Origin of the sequence: Pantoea allii (assembly GCF_002307475.1) — a bacterium.
Taxonomy (GTDB): domain Bacteria; phylum Pseudomonadota; class Gammaproteobacteria; order Enterobacterales; family Enterobacteriaceae; genus Pantoea; species Pantoea allii.
In genome coordinates this window covers 1-19505 of sequence record NZ_NTMH01000012.1, presented here as the reverse complement: position 1 = coordinate 19505, position 19505 = coordinate 1, and the positions used below count along the sequence as shown (strand labels likewise).

Genomic DNA, 19505 nt, shown 5'->3' with positions numbered 1-19505 from the left:
ATTTAGCCCTTAACATGATCGCACGGGCGTGGAGAAAACTCCTACGCCCGTGCTGGTTTCAACGGCTGTCAGGGCAACCGTCGCGCCCGGTCAGGGGCAATTATTTCTTATTGTCTTTCACTTCTTCGAATTCAGCATCGACAACGTCGTCATCTTTTTTCGCTGACGCTTCGCCGGCTTCCGCTGCACCCGCCTGAGACTGCTGTGCTGCTTCCATCAGTTTGCTGGAGACTTCCATCAGCGCCTGCATTTTCGCGTCGATTTCTGCTTTATCTTCGCCTTTCAGCGCAGTTTCCAGCGCACTCAGTGCAGCTTCGATAGGCGCTTTGTCGTCGGCTGACAGTTTATCGCCCACTTCGTCCAGTTGCTTACGTGTGCTGTGAGCAATCTGGTCGCCCTGGTTACGGGTCTGCACCAGCTCTTCGAACTTACGGTCAGACTCAGCGTTAGCTTCCGCATCACGTACCATTTTCGCAATTTCATCTTCATTCAGACCTGAAGAGGCTTTGATGGTGATCTTCTGCTCTTTACCGCTGTTTTTGTCCTTCGCCGATACGTGCAGGATACCGTCCGCATCGATGTCAAAGGTTACTTCAACCTGCGGCATACCGCGTGGCGCAGGCTGGATGCCGTCCAGGTTAAACTGGCCCAGTGACTTGTTGTCATTGGCACGCTTACGCTCACCCTGCAGCACGTGAATCGTTACCGCAGACTGGTTGTCTTCTGCCGTTGAGAACACCTGACTGTGCTTAGTCGGGATGGTGGTGTTCTTGCTGATCAGCGAGGTCATCACGCCGCCCATGGTTTCGATACCCAGCGACAGCGGGGTTACGTCCAGCAGCAGAACGTCTTTAACATCACCACCTAACACACCGCCCTGTACCGCAGCACCCACGGCAACCGCTTCATCCGGGTTAACGTCTTTACGTGGTTCTTTACCAAAGAATTCCGTTACTTTTGCCTGAACCAGTGGCATACGCGTCTGACCACCCACCAAGATGACGTCGTTGATGTCAGAAACGGACAGACCGGCATCCTGCAGAGCGACTTTCAGCGGCTCGATAGAGCGTGCAACCAGATCTTCAACCAGTGATTCCAGTTTCGAACGCGTTACTTTAATGTTCAGGTGCTTAGGACCGGTTGCATCCGCCGTGATGTACGGCAGGTTAACGTCAGTCTGCTGCGCAGAAGACAGCTCGATCTTCGCTTTCTCTGCGGCTTCTTTCAGACGCTGCATCGCCAGCGGATCGTTGTGCAGGTCAATGCCCTGATCTTTCTTGAATTCCGCAACCAGGTAGTTAATCAGACGGCTGTCGAAGTCTTCACCACCCAGGTGGGTATCACCGTTGGTCGCCAGTACTTCAAAGGTTTTTTCGCCATCAACTTCATCGATTTCGATGATAGAGATATCAAACGTACCACCACCCAGGTCATACACCGCGATAGTGCGGTTGCCCTGGCCTTTATCCAGACCGTAGGCCAGCGCCGCGGCGGTAGGTTCGTTGATGATACGTTTTACTTCCAGACCTGCGATACGGCCGGCGTCTTTGGTCGCCTGACGCTGCGCATCGTTAAAGTAGGCTGGAACAGTGATAACCGCTTCAGTAACGGGCTCACCCAGAAAATCTTCAGCCGTTTTCTTCATCTTTTTCAGGACTTCCGCAGAAATCTGCGGTGGTGCCATTTTCTGGCCTTTGACTTCCAGCCATGCGTCGCCGTTATCGGCACCCACAATTTTGTATGGCATGATTTTGATATCACGCTGTACTTCTTCGTCCTGGAAGCGACGGCCAATCAGGCGCTTGATCGCAAACAGGGTATTCTGCGGGTTGGTGACAGCCTGACGTTTAGCCGGTTGTCCGACCAGAGTTTCCCCGTCCTGGGTGTAAGCGATGATCGAAGGCGTGGTGCGATCGCCTTCCGCGTTTTCAAGCACACGCGCTTTCGTGCCGTCCATGACCGCAACACAAGAGTTGGTTGTACCCAGGTCAATACCAATAATCTTACCCATCTAAACATCTCCCACTTAAATTCGTTGCCAGTTTGGGTTGTGAACCTTTTATGTGGGCGGGTTGCTTACATTCAACCCATCCTCACATGCTTTTTTTTACAACGTTCACAACGCTCGATGACAAGTAAATGGGGTCGCTTAGAAGCGCATCAAGGGTTAAATGAAAAAAAATTTTCAGTACCTGTCAGACCAGGATCAAAGACGGTGATGATTACGCTGAAGATTATGCGGCTCGCCGCGCTCATTCTGCGTTAAGCCGCCCACCCGATTATCGAGGAGAATTGCGCTGAGTAACGCTGACAACAACAATGGCTACCCTGCCCCTGAGAGTTAACAGGATGTGGCATGAGCTGTTGTTTGCCACGCAACAGTACACAGGACGCAAGTGTACCCTTCTGCCGACTGGCGCGCACGCCGCCCGCTTAAAGCAACACGCGAAGCCAGGCTCCGCGTGTGATTTATGCCTGTTTTATCCCGTCGTACAGGTCCGGCTCATGATTGATATCTTCTCTGAGCCAGAGACCGGTCAGCAATCCCACCAGCGCAAGCGCCATGACATACCAGCCAGGCGCCATAGGGGAGACCGCTGTCAGCAGCGTCACGCAAATCGGCGTCAGGCCGCCAAATACCGCATAAGAAAGGTTGTAAGAGAAGGATAATCCGGTGAAACGGACCTCAGCGGGGAACGCGCGAACCATGATAAAGGGCACAATCCCGACCACGCCAACGCTAAAACCCACCAGCCCATACAGCGGAAACAGATAGTCGGGATACTGGGGAGCCAGGGAATAGAACATCCAGCTACACAGCGCCAGCAGCAGGCTTCCGATGCTTAGCGTCCGGCTGGCCCCGAAACGGTCCACCAGCAGCCCGGCAACGATGCAGCCCACACACAACATGATAATCGCCAGGCTGTTCGCCTTTAAGGTGAGTGCGGGGGCCATACCATGCTGTTTCTGCAGCCAGACCGGCGCCATTAAAATCACCACCACGATGCAGGCCGACAGCATCCAGGTAAGCAGAATCGAAATCACCACCGATTTTTGATGCTTCATCACCACGGTTTTCAGCGGTAGCTCCTGTGCAAGGGTTTTACGCTGCTGCATTTCGACAAAAACCGGGGTTTCATGCAGCCAGCGGCGTAAATACATTGCGCCGAGGCCAAACAATCCGCCCAGGAAGAACGGAATGCGCCAGCCACCATCATGAATGGCCTGCTGGGTCATAGAGGTATTAATTAAAGTCGCCACCACCGAGCCCAACAGGATGCCGATAGTGAGTCCGGCGGTCAGCGTACCGCAGGCGATGCCAATCCGTTTGTAAGGCACATGCTCCGCCACAAAAACCCATGCTCCAGGAACTTCGCCGCCAATGGCCGCGCCCTGCAACATGCGCATCAGCAACATCAACAAAGGTGCAGCCAGGCCAATCGTGTCCCAACCCGGCAGCGCGCCCATGGCAAGCGTTGGCAGCGCCATTAACAAAATGCTCAGGCTAAACATTTTTTTGCGCCCGACTTTGTCGCCAAAGTGGGCCATGACAATCCCGCCCAGCGGACGTGCCAGATAACCCGCAGCAAAAATGGCAAACGTCTGTAGCTGGCGGAGCCATTCAGGAATGTCGCTGGGGAAGAAGATCTCGCCAATCACGGCGGCAAAAAAAACGAAGATGATGAAGTCGTAAAATTCCAGCGCGCCACCCAGCGCCGCGAGGGCCAGCGTTTTATAATCCTGGGGTTTCAGGCGGGGTGTCTCAAGTGTGGTCATAAGCGTCCAGAGAAAGTGAAAGCAGTTGTAAAGCTGCGCTTACTATACCGTCAATTGATCACCACACCAGCGAGCCTGTAGCTTATTCCTGAAAAGCAGAATATTTAGTTATTTATCTCACGTATCGCGCTTTTGGGGCGAAAAGCTGCTACTACATCGGCGTTCGTTTCAACATAGGGACCTTCGAGCAACTGTAAACAATAAGGTACGGCGGCAAAGATACCCGGTACCTTTACCTTGCCCTGCGCGTCTTTAAGCCCTTCCAGGGTTTCCTTGATCGACTTCGGCTGGCCTGGCAGATTAAGAATAAGTGACTGCTTACGGATCACCCCCACCTGACGCGACAGAATGGCGGTAGGCACAAACTGCAGGCTGATTTGCCGCATCTGCTCACCAAAACCCGGCATCTCACGATCGGCCACGGCGAGCGTGGCATCGGGCGTGACATCTCGTCGCGCCGGGCCGGTCCCGCCGGTGGTCAAGACCAGATGGCAAAAGCGTTCATCGACCAGTTCACAAATCGCCTGTTCGATCATGGGCTGTTCATCAGGGACCAGGCGCGTTTCCACTTCAAAAGGGGTGCCGATCGCGCTGTTGAGCCAGGCTTCCAGGGCAGGAATCCCCTGATCCTGATAAATCCCGTTCGCGGCGCGATCGGAAACCGAGATCAATCCGATACGTAATGTGTTCATGATGATATTCGCTGTGATTTACCGCAGGGCGGTGGATGAGAAAGGACGTACTAAGAAGAATAACAAACGGTGGCGGAAAGGGAAAACCGTGGCGACAGTGCCGCCACGGTAGAAAAGATTACAGCATTTCTGCCAGCATCTTCTCAAGCTTGCCCTGGTCGATGGCAAAATTACGAATGCCTTCGGCCAGCTTGCTGACGGCCATTGGGTCCTGGTTGTGCTGCCACAGGAACTCAGATTCGGTCATCCGGGCCGGACGCGCTTTGACTTCGCCGCTATAGCTCAGCTTACGCTCCAGGGTCCCTTCACTTTCCGCCAGCTCTTTCAGCAGCGCAGGGGAAATGGTCAAACGGTCACAGCCAGCCAGTTCAATGATTTCGCCGACGTTACGGAAGCTTGCGCCCATCACCACGGTTTCATAACCATGCTGCTTGTAGTAGTCATAGATTTCAGACACGGAAACCACGCCTGGATCTTCGTGTGGCGCGTACTCTTTCTTGTCCGTGTTCGCTTTATACCAGTCGAGGATACGGCCCACAAAGGGTGAAATCAGATACACGCCCGCTTCAGCACAGGCACGCGCCTGAGCGAAAGAGAACAGCAGAGTCAGGTTACAGTTGATGCCTTCTTTTTCCAGCTGTTCTGCCGCGCGAATGCCCTGCCAGGTTGATGCCAGCTTGATCAGGATACGATCGTTGCTGATACCGGCGTCGTTATACAATTTGATCAGGCTGCGTGCTTTCGCGATGCTGGCGTCGGTGTCATAAGAAAGGCGAGCATCCACTTCGGTGGAAACACGGCCCGGCACCAGCTTAAGAATTTCCAGACCAATGTTAACGGCCAGCTTGTCGGATACCAACTGCAGCTGCTGTTCTTTGTCGCTGCTCTGCTGGCGCGCCCAGGCGATCGCTTCATCAATCAGTTTGCGGTATTCAGGGATTTGAGCAGCGTTGAGAATCAGAGAAGGGTTGGTGGTCGCGTCCTGGGGCTGATACAGCTTCATCGCTGCGATATCACCGGTGTCGGCCACTACGGTGGTCAGTTGACGCAGGGAGGTCAGTTTGTCCGTCATGTTTTTTCTCTTAGTTAACTGTCAGGGTGATAAAAGGCTGTTGGGATAATATCACGCGGTAACGGTGGTGCAAGGTCAGGGAATGCCGTTTACGATAGCGCGAACAAATAGGAGTGATTTGCCGATCCTTGCGGCTTTTTTGCTACACTGCGGGCGACAATTACAGGCTAACCCCTTAAAAAAAGGGACTCATTGAGGACGCGACGATGTTGATGGTGATCTCTCCCGCCAAGACGCTGGATTATGAAAGCCCCCTGGCGACACAGCGCTTTACCCAGCCTGCGCTGTTAGAAAAGTCACAACAGCTGATTAAAATTGCGCGCAAGCTGTCGCCTGCGCAGGTCGCGTCATTGATGAGTATTAGCGACAAGCTGGCGCATTTAAATGCTGAGCGTTTTAACAGCTGGCAGCCCGATTTCAGCCTGGAGAATGCCCGTCAGGCCATTCTGGCGTTTAAAGGCGACGTCTATACTGGTTTGCAGGCCGAAACCTTTAGTGAAAAAGACTTCGACTTTGCTCAGGATCATCTGCGCATGCTGTCTGGCCTGTATGGCCTGCTGCGTCCGCTGGATTTAATGCAGCCTTATCGGCTGGAGATGGGCATCAAACTGGCTAACCCGGCAGGTCAGGATCTCTACAGTTTCTGGGGCGATCTGTTAACGGAAAAACTTAACGACGCGCTGGCAAGCCAGGGGGATGACGTGTTGATTAATCTGGCTTCCGATGAATACTTCAAAGCGATTAAGCCGAAGAAGCTACAGGCGCGCCTGATTAAACCGGTCTTTCTGGACGAGAAAAACGGCAAGTTCAAAGTGATCAGTTTCTACGCGAAAAAGGCCCGGGGATTGATGAGTCGCTATATCATTCAGCACCGCCTGACGAAGCCAGAGCAGTTAACGCGGTTTGACGTTGATGGCTATGCGTTTGCCGCTGATGAAAGCCGTGAGAACGAACTGGTGTTCAAACGCGCCGAACAGTAAGACTGCCCGACGTATCGGTCTTTCAAGACGCAGAGGGGGTGAGTGCCCCCTCTGCGTGATGACCTGAACACTACTTAAGCAAAAATGCCCGCAGTTGAGCAAAGTCCGCGTTCATCTTGTGCGACAGCAAGGGCAAATCCGCACGCTCAGCCAGTTCTGCAGGCAAGGCCAGTTTCTGATCCAGGATGCTTTCCACGCTCTCCAGGAACTTAGCCGGATGCGCCGTGCCAAGGAATAAACCAAACTCCCCGTCCTGCAGTTGATCACGTAACAAACGCCAGGCAATTGCCGCATGTGGCTCAGATACGTAACCCAGTTTAGCCAGTTCGCGCATGGCTTCCCGCGTCACATCGTCCGTTACCGCGCCGTAAGCCAGATCGCCCAAACGCCAAGTTTTGCGGCGGAACAACTCTTCCACACGCGGCCAGTTGTTTGGCTGGCTGACGTCCATCGCATTCGACAGCGTCGCGACGGTGGCGTTAGGCTGCCATTCGCCGTTGCCAAGGAAACGTGGCACGGTGTCGTTGGCATTGGTCGCGGCGATAAAACGCTTAATCGGCAGGCCCAGTGACTTCGCCAGCAGACCGGCCGTTAAATCACCAAAGTTTCCGCTTGGCACTGACACGACCAGTTGATTACGTTTCTCCTGCGGCAGTTGGGCAACCGCTTCGAAGTAGTAACAAATCTGCGCCAGCAGGCGGCTGATATTAATTGAGTTGGCGGAGTTCAGGCCGATGGCCTTCTTTAGTTCCTGATCGTCAAACGCCTGCTTAACCAGCGACTGACAGGCATCAAAATCCCCCTCAATGGCGATGGTTTCGATGTTGCCGCCAAGGGTACAGAACAATTTTTCCTGTAACGGGCTAATTTTTCCCTGCGGATAGAGAATAACGACACGCACGTTTTCCATACCGTAAAACGCGTGGGCCACGGCGGCACCGGTATCCCCGGAGGTTGCTGTCAGAATGGTGATCTGCTCATCTGAACCGCTGACGTAGGCCAGCATTTGCGCCATAAAACGACCGCCAAAGTCTTTGAACGCCAGCGTCGGACCGTGAAACAGCTCAAGACAGGCGATATCGTCGCTCACTTCTTTCAGCGGGGCCGGGAAGGTAAAGGCGGTTTTAAGACGTTCGGTCAGATGCTGCGCCGGGATTTCATCACCAATATAGGCCGACAGGATTTTACTACTGCGCGTAACAAAATCCATTTCCAGCATGGCATCAATGTCGGTCAGTTCAAATTCCGGCAGTTCGAGCGGGAAAAACAGCCCTTGCTGTGAACCCAGACCCTGTTTCACCGCCTGGGCGAAGCTGACCTGCTCGTTATGATCCTTAAGATTGTAGAGTTTCATGCGTTATCCCAGTTTACGTGCGCCAGCCGTATCAAGACGGCAGATATGGACGAAGCCTTCATCGTTCTGCAGATAGTGCTGGCTCAGCCAGTCGGCCACCTGCTGTGCCGTTTCCATTTGGTTGCAAATGGCGAATAGCGTGGGGCCTGAGCCCGAAATCCCGCAGGCCAGCGCCCCAATGTCCAGAGCGGCCTGGCGAGCCTGGGCAAAGCCCGGTAACAGCTGAGTACGATAAGGCTCAGCAATGACATCCTGCATCAGTTTAGCGGCCAGCGCAGGTTGGCGCGTATGACAGGCGTGAACGAAGCCTGCCAGCAGACGACCGTGTTTGATGCAGTCCTGTTTAGCATACTGCGCCGGTAAAATCGCCCGCGCTTCAGCGGTCGAGACTTTAATGCCCGGATAGGCCATCACCCACAGCCAGTCGTCAAATCCCGGTACTGGCTGACTGATAATACCGTTTTCTTGCAGAATCAGCTGAATGCCGCCAAGGAAACAGGGCGCAACATTATCGTAATGGACGCCACCGGAGACGCGCCCTTCCAGTTCGCCCATCAGGTCCAGAAGCCGGGTATCATCCAGGGGTTTACCGCAAAACTCGTTCATCGCCATCAGTCCTGCCACTACAGAGCAGGCGCTGGAGCCAAGGCCCGAGCCAATCGGCATATTTTTTTCCAGCGTCATCGTCACCGGCACCGTTTTGCCAATCGCTTCACAGAAGCGCTGCCAGCACTGATAAACGATATTCTCTTTGGGGTCGCTGGGCAGTTTACTGACAAACCGACCCGAATTGATCAGGCTAAAACTGTCAGCGGCCTCAACGGACACGCAATCCCCCAGCAACGAACCATCGGCTGGCGATACCGTGGCGCCCAACACGTCAAACCCCACGCTGACGTTACCGATTGAGGCTGGCGCATAAATTTTTACCATCATTACACTCCCAACTTCCATGACAGTGTGCGCAGCAGATCGGCGAAAACGCCTGCGGCTGTCACATCATTTCCTGCACCGTATCCGCGTAATACTAACGGAATCGGCTGATAATAGCGGCTGTAAAAAGCCAGCGCGTTTTCGCCATTTTTGACTTTGAAAAGCGGATCGTTACCGTCAACCGCATCGATCTTCACTTTGCAGGCTCCGCCCTCTTCGATCACGCCAACCAGACGTAACACTTTCCCTTCAGCACGCGCCTGTTCCACTCTGGCGGCAATCGCCGCATCGGCGTCGGGTAACTGCTGCATAAACTGTTCAACATCGGCAATCGCGTTCAGGTGCGCGGGCAGCAGCGGTTCGATATCAACATCGCTCATCTCCAGCGAATGGCCTGCTTCACGTGCCAGAATCAGTAGCTTACGCGCAACGTCCGTACCAGAAAGATCGTCACGTGGATCGGGCTCAGTAAAGCCCATCTCGCGTGCCATACGCGTCGCTTCTGACAACGATACACCTTCGTCCAGCTTACCAAAAATATAAGACAGTGAACCCGACAGAATACCGGAGAACTTAATCAACTCATCGCCTGCATTCAGCAGGTTCTGCAGGTTCTCGATCACCGGTAATCCCGCGCCGACGTTCGTGTCATACAGGAACTTACGACGCGAGCCGGCCGCGGCAACACGCATCTTCTGATAGTATTCCCACGACGAAGTATTGGCCTTTTTATTTGGCGTGACCACGTGAAAACCTTCGGCCAGAAATTCCGCGTACTGGTCGGCAACCGCCTGACTCGATGTACAGTCCACAATCACCGGATTCAGTAGATGGTACTCTTTGACCAGGCGGATTAAGCGTCCCAGATTAAACGGCTCTTTGGCCTGTGCCATTTCGCCTTTCCAGTTGCTGAGATCGATACCGTGGACGTTGGTTAACAGCGCACGGGAATTGGCGATGCCGCAAACACGCAGATCAATATGCTTTTGCTTGAGCCACGCCTGTTGACGATGCAACTGATCCAGCAATGCACCGCCGACACCGCCGACGCCTACCACAAAGACTTCAATCACCTGGTCGGTGGCAAACAACATCTGGTGCACGACGCGCACGCCCGTGGTGACGTCATCATTATTGACCACGACCGAAATGGAGCGTTCAGACGATCCCTGAGCAATGGCGATAATATTAATGTTGGCGCGCGCCAGCGCAGAGAAGAACTTCGCTGAAATTCCGCGCAGGGTGCGCATCCCGTCACCCACGACCGAGATAACCGCCAGATTTTCGATAACGTCCAGCGCATCCAGTAAGCCATCTTTCAACTCAAGGTAGAATTCCTCTTCCAGCACGCGGCGCGCACGCGCCTGCTCGCTCTGCGGCACGCAGAAGCTGATGCTGTATTCAGAGGACGACTGCGTGATTAACACCACCGAAATGCCGGTACGCGACATGGTGGCGAACACGCGGGCCGCCATGCCGACCATACCTTTCATTCCCGGGCCGGAGACGTTAAACATCGCCATATTATTCAGGTTAGTGATGCCCTTAACCGGGAAGTCGTCCTGTTCGCCATGACCGCTAATCAGCGTGCCGGGGGCTTGCGGGTTAGCCGTATTTTTGATCAGGCAAGGGATTTGAAACTGTGCGATAGGCGCGATAGTGCGTGGATGCAGGACTTTAGCCCCGAAATAGGACAGCTCCATGGCTTCCTGATAAGACATGGATTTAAGCAGACGAGCATCCGGCACCTGGCGCGGATCGCAAGTATAAACCCCGTCCACATCGGTCCAGATCTCACAGCAATCGGCGCGCAGGCAGGCAGCCAGCACCGCCGCCGAGTAGTCAGAACCGTTACGTCCCAGCACGACCAGCTCACCCCGCTCATTACCGGCGGTAAAACCGGCCATCAGGATCATATTTTCTGCGGGAATTTTACTGGCTTCAATGCGGCGGGTTGATTCGGCGATATCGACAGTCGACTCAAGATAGTGGCCAATGGCTAAGAGTTTCTCGACCGGATCGATAACGCTGACGCCATAGCCTCGCGCCTCAAGCAGCTTTTCCATAATGGCGATAGAGAGCTTCTCACCACGACAAATAATGGCGGCATTGACGCTGTCCGGGCACTGTCCCAACAGGCTGATACCGTGCAGCACCTGTTTGAGTTGGGCAAACTCGCTGTCCACGCGGCTTTTGAGGCCGTCATAGTCAAAACCGGGTTGAGCCTCGGCCAGGCCCTGCAACAGTTCAGCAAAGATGCGCGTAGCGTCACTGATATTCGGCAGCGCATCCTGGCCGCTGATGGTTTTTTCAATCATCGCGACCAGATGGTTGGTGATCTTAGCAGGCGCAGAAAGCACGGTGGCAACCTGTCCTTGTTGCGCATTACTTTCCAGAATATCGGCCACGCGCAGAAAACGTTCTGCATTCGCAACCGAGGTCCCACCGAATTTCAGCACTCGCATGATGTCAACTCTCCTGATTTTGAGTCAAAAAAAAACCCGCACTCGTGAGGTGCGGGCTTCTTTTCTGTTTTTCCTGGATGCGTCAGCCCGCCCCTTTACCGATGGTAATGGTAATGGTGGTGGTAATAATTGTGGTGTTCAGGCTGTGATTACGCATTCAGATTTATTTTTTTCTGTCTGTCATTGATTGTCTGTCTGCGTCAAGAAGTAAAGCAAAGCGCACATCAAGTCAACGGTTTTATCCTTTGCGCAAATATAAACCACAATGTTTAGCATCCTGTTAAACAAAAAAAACCTGGCGAATCGTTTGGCATACCGCGCTTCATTAACATCTGTCACTAGATAGTCAGGTTTAACCCGAGGATTTATCTGCCAGCTTTTTTTCCACGTCATGCAGTAAACGATGCAGCATGGCACTGTCGCGCTGCTCCAGTAGGCCAATGCGCTGGTTAATCCAGTCTGACATTTTGCTGTCGTCACTGACCTCTAACTGCAACAGTAGCTGTTCAAAACGCTGGCGCAGCGCATGGAGCTGTTGCGCATCGGCAGACGGTGCCACCGGCGCGGCCACCTGGTTGAGCGCCGACAGCTGGTAGCAGTAAACCATGACCGCCTGCCCCAGGTTCAGTGAGGGATAGTCATTTGCCATCGGAATACCGGTGAGCAGGTCGACCTGTTCAAGCTCTTCGTTGGTCAGGCCGCTGTCTTCACGGCCAAACACCAACGCCATGCTGTTCACCCACTGCCGTTTCTCAAGCAACTGGGCCTCAACCTGTTGTGGCGTCGCATAATAGCGGAACCGGGCCCGGCTTCGCGCAGTGGTGGCGACGGAAAAATCGATATCCGCCAGCGCGTCGGTCAGTGTCTCAAAGGTTTTTACCCTATCCAGAATGTCTCCCGCACCATGTGCCACGCGCCGTGCTGCCGGGTCCTGCCATGCATCGCTGGCAACAATCCGCAATTCGCTGAATCCCATGGTTTTCATGGCGCGGGCAGCCGCACCGATATTTTCGGCCCGGGCAGGTGAAACGAGGATAAGAGGAAAAAGCATGATTGTTCCATCAGTTAATGTGTACGCCAGTAGTGTAACATGGCCCCATATTATTAAGGGATATAGGCAGTCAGGTTAAAACCCTGAAATACATGTTAAAACACGTTAAAAAAGGCCGAAGAGTGTGTTTTTATCATAAAGTGCACATTATCAGAATAGTCCAAATAAAAGCCTTTCATTTCAGTCCACTGTAATAGTAAGTTCCTAACATCATATTTTGTGACAACCCCGTCTCACCGGCACAAAGATGATGCTTTATGTCAGCCAGCACGCTATTTTTTGAGATGTTTTTCACAGAAATGTTAACGTGCTACAATTGCATTTGATATAAGTCAACGAAGCGTTGTTTTTATGCTTACCAGTTGTTGTTATTGCTGTTAGGTTGCTGTTAATACAGTTAGTATATGTTTCAAATTATTTATTCCGCAGGGCATGGAATCTTTATCCCGGCTGGCTGAGCTAACACTGTTGTTGACATTGATAAAAGCTTATCAAAATTTACTTTCGTACAACGGTTCAGCAAAGCTTGCCGTTCTCCGCACTGGAGAGCACCTAACCGCTGTACGCCCTGTTTTCAATTTAGTTGGCAAAATTAGGTAGCTAAACATGCAGACCCCGCACATTCTCATCGTTGAAGACGAACTGGTCACGCGTAATACCCTCAAAAGTATTTTTGAGGCGGAAGGTTATGTCGTATATGAAGCCACCGACGGTGCAGAAATGCATCAGGTGTTGACCGACAATGATGTCAATCTGGTTATCATGGACATCAACCTGCCAGGCAAAAATGGCCTGTTACTGGCGCGTGAACTGCGTGAGCAAGCTAATGTGGCATTGATGTTCCTGACCGGACGCGATAATGAAGTCGATAAGATCCTTGGGCTGGAAATTGGTGCAGATGACTACATCACCAAACCGTTCAACCCACGTGAATTAACTATTCGTGCCCGTAACCTGCTGTTGCGCACCATGAATTTGCCTTTGCCTAATGAAGAGCGCCGCCAGGTTGAAAGCTACAAGTTCAACGGCTGGGAGCTGGACATCAACAGCCGATCGCTGATCAATCCCAACGGTGAGCAGTACAAACTGCCGCGCAGTGAGTTCCGTGCCATGCTGCACTTCTGCGAAAATCCGGGCAAGATTCAGACACGTGCTGATTTGCTGAAGAAGATGACCGGACGCGACCTCAAGCCACACGATCGTACCGTTGACGTGACGATCCGTCGTATCCGCAAACATTTTGAATCCACGCCAGATACCCCGGAAATCATCGCCACCATTCATGGTGAAGGCTATCGTTTCTGCGGCGACCTGCAGGATTAATCTGTCGTTTTTTAAACGCCCTCACGGGCGTTTTTAATGTCCTGGCCTTAATGCCACGGCATAATCGGTACGGCGCTCAACGCATTTTTGGGTGAGCCATCCACCACTTTGTCTGAGTACGCCAGATAGACTAATGCGTTACGCTTGCTGTCAAAGAAACGCACAACCTGCAGTTTCTTAAAGATCAGCGACGTCCGCTGGCGGAACACCACGTCCCCTTCTGCTTTGCCTTTGGCAATTTTTTCACTCAGTTCAATCGGCCCAATTTGCTGGCACGAAATGGCCGCGTCAGATGTATCCTCCGCTAATCCCAGCCCGCCCTTAATGCCGCCTGTTTTAGCCCGGCTAATGTAGCAAGTGACATTTTTTACGTCAGGATCGTCAAACGCTTCCACCACAATTTTATGGTCAGGTCCAAATATCTTAAACACGGTGTTGACGGAGCCAATCTCTTCAGCCAACAGCGGACCGGAAAACAGTAAACCTGCGAAGGTGAGGATTACAAGACGAAGTGTTGTCATTGAGTTACCATTGCAAATGTAATAGATGAGCATGTAATGTACTGTTAATTGATGCAATCACCAACGTAAAAAGGGTAGAAATTCCCGCGTAGATAGCACAACAATCCCTGTCAAAACCGAACATGTCTTTTAAGCAATAAGTGCTATTATTCGTCGACTTCATTTAGCTGCGCCACCAGAGTATGAGGATGTTTTATGGACCAAGCCGGTATCATTCGCGATTTGCTTGCCTGGCTGGAGAGCCATTTGGATCAACCACTTTCACTGGATAATGTTTCCATTAAAGCGGGTTATTCTAAATGGCATCTACAACGGATGTTTAAAGACGTTACCGGACACGCCATTGGCGCTTACATCCGGGCACGACGTCTTTCCAAAGCAGCGGTAGCACTTCGCCTGACCAGCCGCCCGATTCTCGATATTGCTCTGCAGTATCGTTTTGATTCACAACAGACCTTTACGCGAGCCTTTAAAAAGCAGTTTAATCAAACACCTGCATGGTATCGCCGTTCGTCAGAATGGAACTCCTTTGGTATCCGCCCGCCGATTCGGTTAGGGAATGAACAGCAGCCAGAATCGCAGTTCGTGACGCTTCCGGAAACCGTGCTGATGGGACAGACACAGAGTTATACCTGTACCCTGGAACAAATCTCCAGCTACCGTGATGAGATGCGTGTTCATTTCTGGAAACAGTTTCTGCTGGAAACGGATACGGTTCCGCCCGTGCTTTATGGGTTGCACCAGGTCCGTGCCAGTCATGAAAAGGATGATGAGCAGGAGATTCTGTACACCACGGCCGTTCCTGCCGACAGCGCAACCACGATGTATTCAGGGCAGAAGGTGATTCTTGAAGCGGGAGATTACGTTCAGTTCAACTACAATGGCCCGCGCGTGGAACTGCAGGAATTTATTCTGTTGCTGTACGGAACCTGTATGCCAACGCTGGGCCTGACGCGCCGTATGGGGCAGGATATTGAACGCTTTATTACCCATGGCGGCAAAAAGCGCAGCGAGCCGCCAACAGAGATTCACTGTGAATATCTGATTCCGATTCGCCGTTAAACGCTTGCGGTTATGCCGTCATCATGACGGCATAATCGATTAACGCTGAAGCTCGTCCATCGCAGGCGCGTCGAGATGGGTGATATCACCCGCAGTCTCCACGACCCAACCCTGCGCCAGCCACGCGCTCTGCTGATGATCGACGCGTGAGATCGAACAGTTGCGCAGGCGAAGACGACGCTCGGCATAAGCCGGCAGCCCCAGAATCGTGCTGACCAGAACACCCAGCGCCATACCGTGGCTGACCAGTAATGGACGGCTACCGGCTGGCAGCGCAAGACAGGCATCCAGAGCAGCCTGCATACGTTGCGCCAGCTCCGTCATTGACTCGCCCTGAGGAATACGGCCACCCTCGGTTCCGTTAACCAGCGAAGCGCGCCAGCGCTCTTCTTCCGCGCTCAGTTCGTCAAGCAGACGCTTTTCCAGTACGCCCATATTCAGCTCCCGCAAACGCGGGTCGAAGGTAATGTCACATCCACAGGCATCAGCAATGATTTCAGCGGTGCGCCGGGTGCGCCCTAAATCGCTGGAAATGATATGTGTGATACCTGCGTTTTTGATACGTTCACCGACCTGACGGGCTTGTTGCTCACCTTTTTCCGTCAGCGGACTGTCGGAGTGCCCTTGAATGCGACGCTCTGCATTCCATACCGTTTCACCGTGACGAACAAGATAGACCTGTAGCATGCTTAGTTTCCGTTATACTGCGACCAAAATCGCCTTTATTACCTGAGGGTTCAATTGATTATGTACCATGTTGTCGCAGCTACCATTAATCCAGCAAAGATTCGTGCAATTGCTCAGGCATTCAACGACGTTTTCGGCGAGGGATCCTGCCATATTGAAGGGGTCGAGGTCGAGAGCGGCGTTGCCGCACAGCCATTAACCAATCACGAAACGCGAACTGGCGCACGTCAGCGTGTCATGAATGCCCGTCAGGTTCGCCCGGAAGCCGACTTCTGGGTGGCGATTGAAGCAGGTATTGAAGAAGAGTCTGCCTTTGCCTGGATGGTAGTGGAAAACCAGAAACAGCGTGGCGAGTCGCGTTCGGCCAGTTTTACCCTGCCGCCGGTTGTGATGGCCGGATTACGTGAAGGTCGCGAACTGGGCGAAGAAATGGCACGTCTGACCGGGGTCGAAAACATTAAACACAAAGGTGGCGCGATCGGTACCTTGACCAATGGCCTGCTTAGCCGCACCAGCGTCTACCACCAGGCCTTGATTTTGGCGCTCTGTCCGCTCACACATCCGTTCTATCAGCAATAATCAGCGGCGATGAAGTTGCGCTTCCAGCCAACGCTTCAGCTCTGGAGGGGCTTCTTTCAGGCTGTTTGAACCACGGGTTATCGTGGCAATTCCCACGCCCAGTTCATTTTTCAACTCACGCTGGCTGATATCGCCATTCAGCAAGGATTCAATGATACGCAAGCGTGTACCAAAAGCCTCTCGCTCATCAGGCGTCATCATCAGTTGCAACAGCGGCAGCGCGTGATGGTCCGCAAAAGCCTGATGCATCAGGTCAACAAAACGCAGCCAGTCAGCGTCCGCAGCCGGTTCAGTGTTGGATGGCACAGAGGGTTGATTCATGAAAGGCTTCCGTACTCGCTAAAGAGTACGGAAGCTTAACACAGCTAGTAGCGGCGATTCCACTCAGCATCTGACAGGATCTTGTCAGGCTGGCCCATGAAATACCGGTAGTAGGCATCATAAGCCAGCACGTTCTTCACGTAACCTCGGGTTTCGGAAAACGGAATGGTTTCGATAAAGGCGACCGCGCTCAGATTCCCTGCGGTACTGCCCTGCCACGTCCGTACCCGACCCGGCCCGGCGTTGTAAGCCGCGGACGAGAAAATCCGGTTCTTATCAAACTGCTGGTAAACATACTCCAGATACTGCGTCCCGATCTGGATATTGGTTTGCGGATCGAACAGCTGAGACGGATTGACATAGCCGGGTATGTTGAACATCTTCACGGTGTGCGTCGCTGTCGCGGGCATAATCTGCATCAGCCCACTGGCTCCCACCGGTGAACGTGCTTTGGGGTTCCACGCACTTTCCTGACGGGAAATGGCCATCGCATAACTTTGCGGAATGGTTTTCCCCTGGGTGTTCTGCTTATACAGATCCTGCCATGCCAGCGGGAAACGTTCTTTCAGGCTGTCCCACATTTTCGCGGTAATCGTCGCCTGTACGCTCAGATCCCACCAGTCCTGTTCGCTGGCATAACGCGCCAGCATCTGCTGCTGCACATGGGTTTTGCTGCCAATCAGGTTAGCCCATTCGCTGCGTGCCAGGTTGTCCATCCCCCAGTACATCAGCTCACGCACGCGTGCCAACTCCGGCCCCTGGATTGTTGCACTGTCCGGTTTTGGAGCGGCATCCACCTGAAGTGGATACTCCACGCCCAAACGTTGCGCGGCGACCATGGGATAAAAACCGCGTGACTTCATCAGCTTATGCAGTATTTCATCCGCTTCTTCTTTTCGATCTTTTGAATAAAGCAGATCGGCCTGCCAGTATTGCCACTCATCTTTCTCTTTTGCCTCAACCGGCAGACGAGCAATCCAGGTGTTCAGACCACGGCGATCGTTTTCAGTGAGCGCCAGGCGCACCCGCCGCTCTATTAACGCGGTAGACTCACTGTCCATCACCACCGCATCGCGCCAGCGCGCCTGCTCTGACGTCAGATCGCTCCCCATCATGCGCCAGACCACAATTTCTTTCAGCGCCTGCTCATCTTCGGGGCCCATTTTTTGCGCCCGCACCAGTTGCGGGATCATGCTACGGGCATTTTCCATATCGGCACGCGCGACGCGGGTGAACGCAAAAATCGTGGCCTGCCGTGTGAAATCGGTCGCACCGACGCTGTTGGCAAAGGTTGTAACGGATTGGGGATCTTTCTGCAGCGCCAGCAGCGCATCCGACATCGTCTTATAATCGGCGGGCAGCGTTTTCGCCAGGTAGCTGACCAGGCTGTCATTGCCCGCTTTCATCGCCAGACGGATACGTTCAAGAATGGTGATGGGAGAAAGCTGACCGCTGGCCTGCCAGACAGAAAATAACTTGTCACAGTCATTCGGCAGGGCCGTACCGCGTAGCCAAATCGCTTTTGCACCGTCAAAGGCGACCTGCTGCTGACCGGTTGACCATTTGGCATAGTACCAGTTACAGCGCGCCTGAACCGGCGTGGGTTCATCGGGGCTGAAGTTGAGCACGCCTTGCCAGTCCTGACGATGTGCCAGTACGTTAACAAAACGCGTTTTCAGCGAGCGGGCGGGCGGTAACGTGGGATACTTTTGAATGAAATTCTGTACCGCCAGGCTGGTTTCCTGATCGAGATCCTGCGCCAGCAGACGATATTCTAAATACGGGTAAAGCGGATAATCCTGCAGCGTCGGTAACAGCTGTTCGACTGTCGCCATTTGATTACTGTCCCACGCCTGCTTAATCTGTTGATATCGTTGCCGTTGTTGATCAAGCGAATCAGCCCATGCGCTGCCTGCCGTGCTGACCAGGCAGATCCCTATCATCCAGTTACGCCACTTCTCCACGTAAATCTCCTCTGTTGCTGGGCGCTGGCTACGTGCCAGGCGTTATTCATGCTAACCAGGGGAAGCCACTCTTGCCATGTTCTTCACAAAATTTACCTTAGCAGACGTTCAACGCACCGCGATGTCACAATGCCTGCGCGACAACTGTGCATTTTATCATCACATATACTTATGGATGGCCGAATTATCTTATTGATTCATATAATTAAAATTCTGGCACAGGCTTTGCTTTGTTGAATCCCATCTTGTATACCTGTTGGAATTCACTGCATGGCTTCGACATTTGGCTTAACCCTAAAAGAGTGGCAGCAACGCGCTCAGCAGCACCCTGAGCAGATCCACACGCTGCTGGCGGCCCACCTTTCTGAGCTGGACCCGGAAGATAATGCCTGGATCTACCTTGCCACGCCGTCCCAGTTAATGGCGCAAACTGAGCCGCTCCTGGCGCGCTACCAGCAGGACCCGAACTCGCTCCCACTGTTTGGTGTGCCCTTTGCAGTGAAAGACAACATTGACGTGGCAGGCTGGCCGACAACCGCCGCCTGCCCTGCTTTCAGCTACACCGCTGTTGATGATGCATTTGTGGTGGCGCGACTCAAAGCGGCGGGCGCGGTGGTGATGGGAAAAACCAACCTCGACCAGTTTGCTACCGGCCTGGTCGGCACACGTTCACCCTACGGCGCGGTATGTAATACCTTTGACCCGGATTTTGTCAGTGGCGGTT

At 53.1% G+C, this 19505-nt stretch carries 18 protein-coding genes and 1 other annotated feature; of the genes, 5 read left to right on the top strand and 13 right to left on the bottom strand.

What is annotated here, in order from left to right:
* Positions 1–100 precede the first annotated feature (100 nt).
* From dnaK to tal, 4 genes are all read right to left on the bottom strand, one after another.
* The gene (gene dnaK / locus CMR03_RS04900) at positions 101–2011 is read right to left on the bottom strand and encodes a molecular chaperone DnaK (RefSeq protein ID WP_063878355.1); all 1911 of its coding nucleotides are present in this window, start codon (positions 2009–2011) and stop codon (positions 101–103) included.
* Between the two features lie 458 nt (positions 2012–2469).
* On the bottom strand, positions 2470–3777 hold the full coding sequence (locus tag CMR03_RS04895; RefSeq protein WP_096010955.1) for an MFS transporter: 1308 nt from the start codon (positions 3775–3777) through the stop codon (positions 2470–2472).
* Positions 3778–3881: 104 nt separating this feature from the next.
* Entirely contained in the window at positions 3882–4469 is a 588-nt protein-coding gene (gene mog / locus CMR03_RS04890) for a molybdopterin adenylyltransferase (protein ID WP_063878353.1), read from the bottom strand.
* A gap of 118 nt (positions 4470–4587) precedes the next feature.
* Positions 4588–5541: a transaldolase gene (gene tal / locus CMR03_RS04885; protein WP_063878352.1), complete on the bottom strand. Its 954-nt coding sequence runs from the start codon at positions 5539–5541 to the stop codon at positions 4588–4590.
* 206 nt (positions 5542–5747) lie between these two features.
* Here tal and yaaA point away from each other — a divergent pair, with 206 nt between their 5' ends.
* Positions 5748–6521, top strand: coding sequence for a peroxide stress protein YaaA (yaaA, locus tag CMR03_RS04880; protein WP_096010954.1), 774 nt, complete (start codon positions 5748–5750; stop codon positions 6519–6521).
* 70 nt (positions 6522–6591) lie between these two features.
* Here yaaA and thrC read toward each other — a convergent pair whose 3' ends face one another.
* The 5 genes from thrC to CMR03_RS04855 form a co-directional block, all read right to left on the bottom strand.
* Entirely contained in the window at positions 6592–7875 is a 1284-nt protein-coding gene (gene thrC, locus CMR03_RS04875) for a threonine synthase (protein ID WP_063878350.1), read from the bottom strand.
* Between the two features lie 3 nt (positions 7876–7878).
* Positions 7879–8808 carry a homoserine kinase gene (gene thrB, locus CMR03_RS04870; protein ID WP_096010990.1) on the bottom strand — a complete coding sequence of 310 codons (930 nt, stop codon included), beginning with the start codon at positions 8806–8808 and terminating at the stop codon, positions 7879–7881.
* A 2-nt stretch (positions 8809–8810) separates the two neighbouring features.
* Positions 8811–11273 (bottom strand): bifunctional aspartate kinase/homoserine dehydrogenase I, encoded by a 2463-nt coding sequence (thrA, locus tag CMR03_RS04865; protein WP_096010953.1) that lies wholly within the window; start codon positions 11271–11273, stop codon positions 8811–8813.
* Positions 11274–11298: 25 nt separating this feature from the next.
* Positions 11299–11423 (bottom strand) — a sequence feature (Thr leader region).
* Positions 11356–11430 (bottom strand): thr operon leader peptide, encoded by a 75-nt coding sequence (gene thrL, locus CMR03_RS25835; protein ID WP_109707012.1) that lies wholly within the window; start codon positions 11428–11430, stop codon positions 11356–11358. It overlaps the preceding feature by 68 nt.
* Before the next feature lie 195 nt (positions 11431–11625).
* A complete protein-coding gene (locus CMR03_RS04855) occupies positions 11626–12324 on the bottom strand; it encodes a tRNA/rRNA methyltransferase (protein WP_096010952.1) in 699 nt (232 codons plus the stop codon).
* A 606-nt stretch (positions 12325–12930) separates the two neighbouring features.
* On the opposite strand from CMR03_RS04855, the gene arcA reads away from it, so the two are divergent.
* Positions 12931–13647, top strand: a complete 717-nt coding sequence (gene arcA / locus CMR03_RS04850) for a two-component system response regulator ArcA (RefSeq protein ID WP_013024548.1) — start codon at positions 12931–12933, stop codon at positions 13645–13647.
* A 47-nt stretch (positions 13648–13694) separates the two neighbouring features.
* On the opposite strand, the gene creA is transcribed toward arcA, so the two are convergent.
* A complete protein-coding gene (creA, locus tag CMR03_RS04845; RefSeq protein ID WP_063878346.1) occupies positions 13695–14168 on the bottom strand; it encodes a protein CreA in 474 nt (157 codons plus the stop codon).
* A gap of 195 nt (positions 14169–14363) precedes the next feature.
* Here creA and robA point away from each other — a divergent pair, with 195 nt between their 5' ends.
* A complete protein-coding gene (gene robA / locus CMR03_RS04840) occupies positions 14364–15230 on the top strand; it encodes an MDR efflux pump AcrAB transcriptional activator RobA (RefSeq protein ID WP_063878345.1) in 867 nt (288 codons plus the stop codon).
* Positions 15231–15269: 39 nt separating this feature from the next.
* Here the strand turns inward: robA and gpmB are convergent, their stop codons facing one another.
* Entirely contained in the window at positions 15270–15917 is a 648-nt protein-coding gene (gene gpmB / locus CMR03_RS04835) for a 2,3-diphosphoglycerate-dependent phosphoglycerate mutase GpmB (protein WP_063878344.1), read from the bottom strand.
* Positions 15918–15977: 60 nt separating this feature from the next.
* On the opposite strand from gpmB, the gene yjjX reads away from it, so the two are divergent.
* Positions 15978–16496, top strand: a complete 519-nt coding sequence (yjjX, locus tag CMR03_RS04830) for an inosine/xanthosine triphosphatase (protein WP_096010951.1) — start codon at positions 15978–15980, stop codon at positions 16494–16496.
* Here yjjX and trpR read toward each other — a convergent pair whose 3' ends face one another.
* Together trpR and sltY are read right to left on the bottom strand one after the other, a co-directional pair.
* Positions 16497–16817: a trp operon repressor gene (trpR, locus tag CMR03_RS04825; protein ID WP_096010950.1), complete on the bottom strand. Its 321-nt coding sequence runs from the start codon at positions 16815–16817 to the stop codon at positions 16497–16499.
* Positions 16818–16861: 44 nt separating this feature from the next.
* On the bottom strand, positions 16862–18781 hold the full coding sequence (sltY, locus tag CMR03_RS04820; protein ID WP_096010949.1) for a murein transglycosylase: 1920 nt from the start codon (positions 18779–18781) through the stop codon (positions 16862–16864).
* Between the two features lie 270 nt (positions 18782–19051).
* Between sltY and CMR03_RS04815 the strand changes: the two genes are divergently transcribed.
* The coding region (locus CMR03_RS04815) for an amidase family protein (RefSeq protein WP_244181339.1) at positions 19052–19505 on the top strand (454 nt) is incomplete at its 3' end.

Excerpts from the sequence above, each read along its gene's own strand:
- creA (WP_063878346.1), bottom strand. The coding sequence starts at position 14,168 with ATGACAACACTTCGTCTTGTAATCCTCACCTTCGCAGGTTTACTGTTT.
- yaaA (WP_096010954.1), top strand. The coding sequence starts at position 5,748 with ATGTTGATGGTGATCTCTCCCGCCAAGACGCTGGATTATGAAAGCCCC.
- gpmB (WP_063878344.1), bottom strand. The coding sequence starts at position 15,917 with ATGCTACAGGTCTATCTTGTTCGTCACGGTGAAACGGTATGGAATGCA.
- mog (WP_063878353.1), bottom strand. The coding sequence starts at position 4,469 with ATGAACACATTACGTATCGGATTGATCTCGGTTTCCGATCGCGCCGCG.
- yjjX (WP_096010951.1), top strand. The coding sequence starts at position 15,978 with ATGTACCATGTTGTCGCAGCTACCATTAATCCAGCAAAGATTCGTGCA.
- thrA (WP_096010953.1), bottom strand. The coding sequence starts at position 11,273 with ATGCGAGTGCTGAAATTCGGTGGGACCTCGGTTGCGAATGCAGAACGT.
- arcA (WP_013024548.1), top strand. The coding sequence starts at position 12,931 with ATGCAGACCCCGCACATTCTCATCGTTGAAGACGAACTGGTCACGCGT.
- trpR (WP_096010950.1), bottom strand. The coding sequence starts at position 16,817 with ATGAATCAACCCTCTGTGCCATCCAACACTGAACCGGCTGCGGACGCT.
- thrC (WP_063878350.1), bottom strand. The coding sequence starts at position 7,875 with ATGAAACTCTACAATCTTAAGGATCATAACGAGCAGGTCAGCTTCGCC.
- thrB (WP_096010990.1), bottom strand. The coding sequence starts at position 8,808 with ATGGTAAAAATTTATGCGCCAGCCTCAATCGGTAACGTCAGCGTGGGG.
- CMR03_RS04895 (WP_096010955.1), bottom strand. The coding sequence starts at position 3,777 with ATGACCACACTTGAGACACCCCGCCTGAAACCCCAGGATTATAAAACG.
- robA (WP_063878345.1), top strand. The coding sequence starts at position 14,364 with ATGGACCAAGCCGGTATCATTCGCGATTTGCTTGCCTGGCTGGAGAGC.
- dnaK (WP_063878355.1), bottom strand. The coding sequence starts at position 2,011 with ATGGGTAAGATTATTGGTATTGACCTGGGTACAACCAACTCTTGTGTT.
- tal (WP_063878352.1), bottom strand. The coding sequence starts at position 5,541 with ATGACGGACAAACTGACCTCCCTGCGTCAACTGACCACCGTAGTGGCC.
- CMR03_RS04855 (WP_096010952.1), bottom strand. The coding sequence starts at position 12,324 with ATGCTTTTTCCTCTTATCCTCGTTTCACCTGCCCGGGCCGAAAATATC.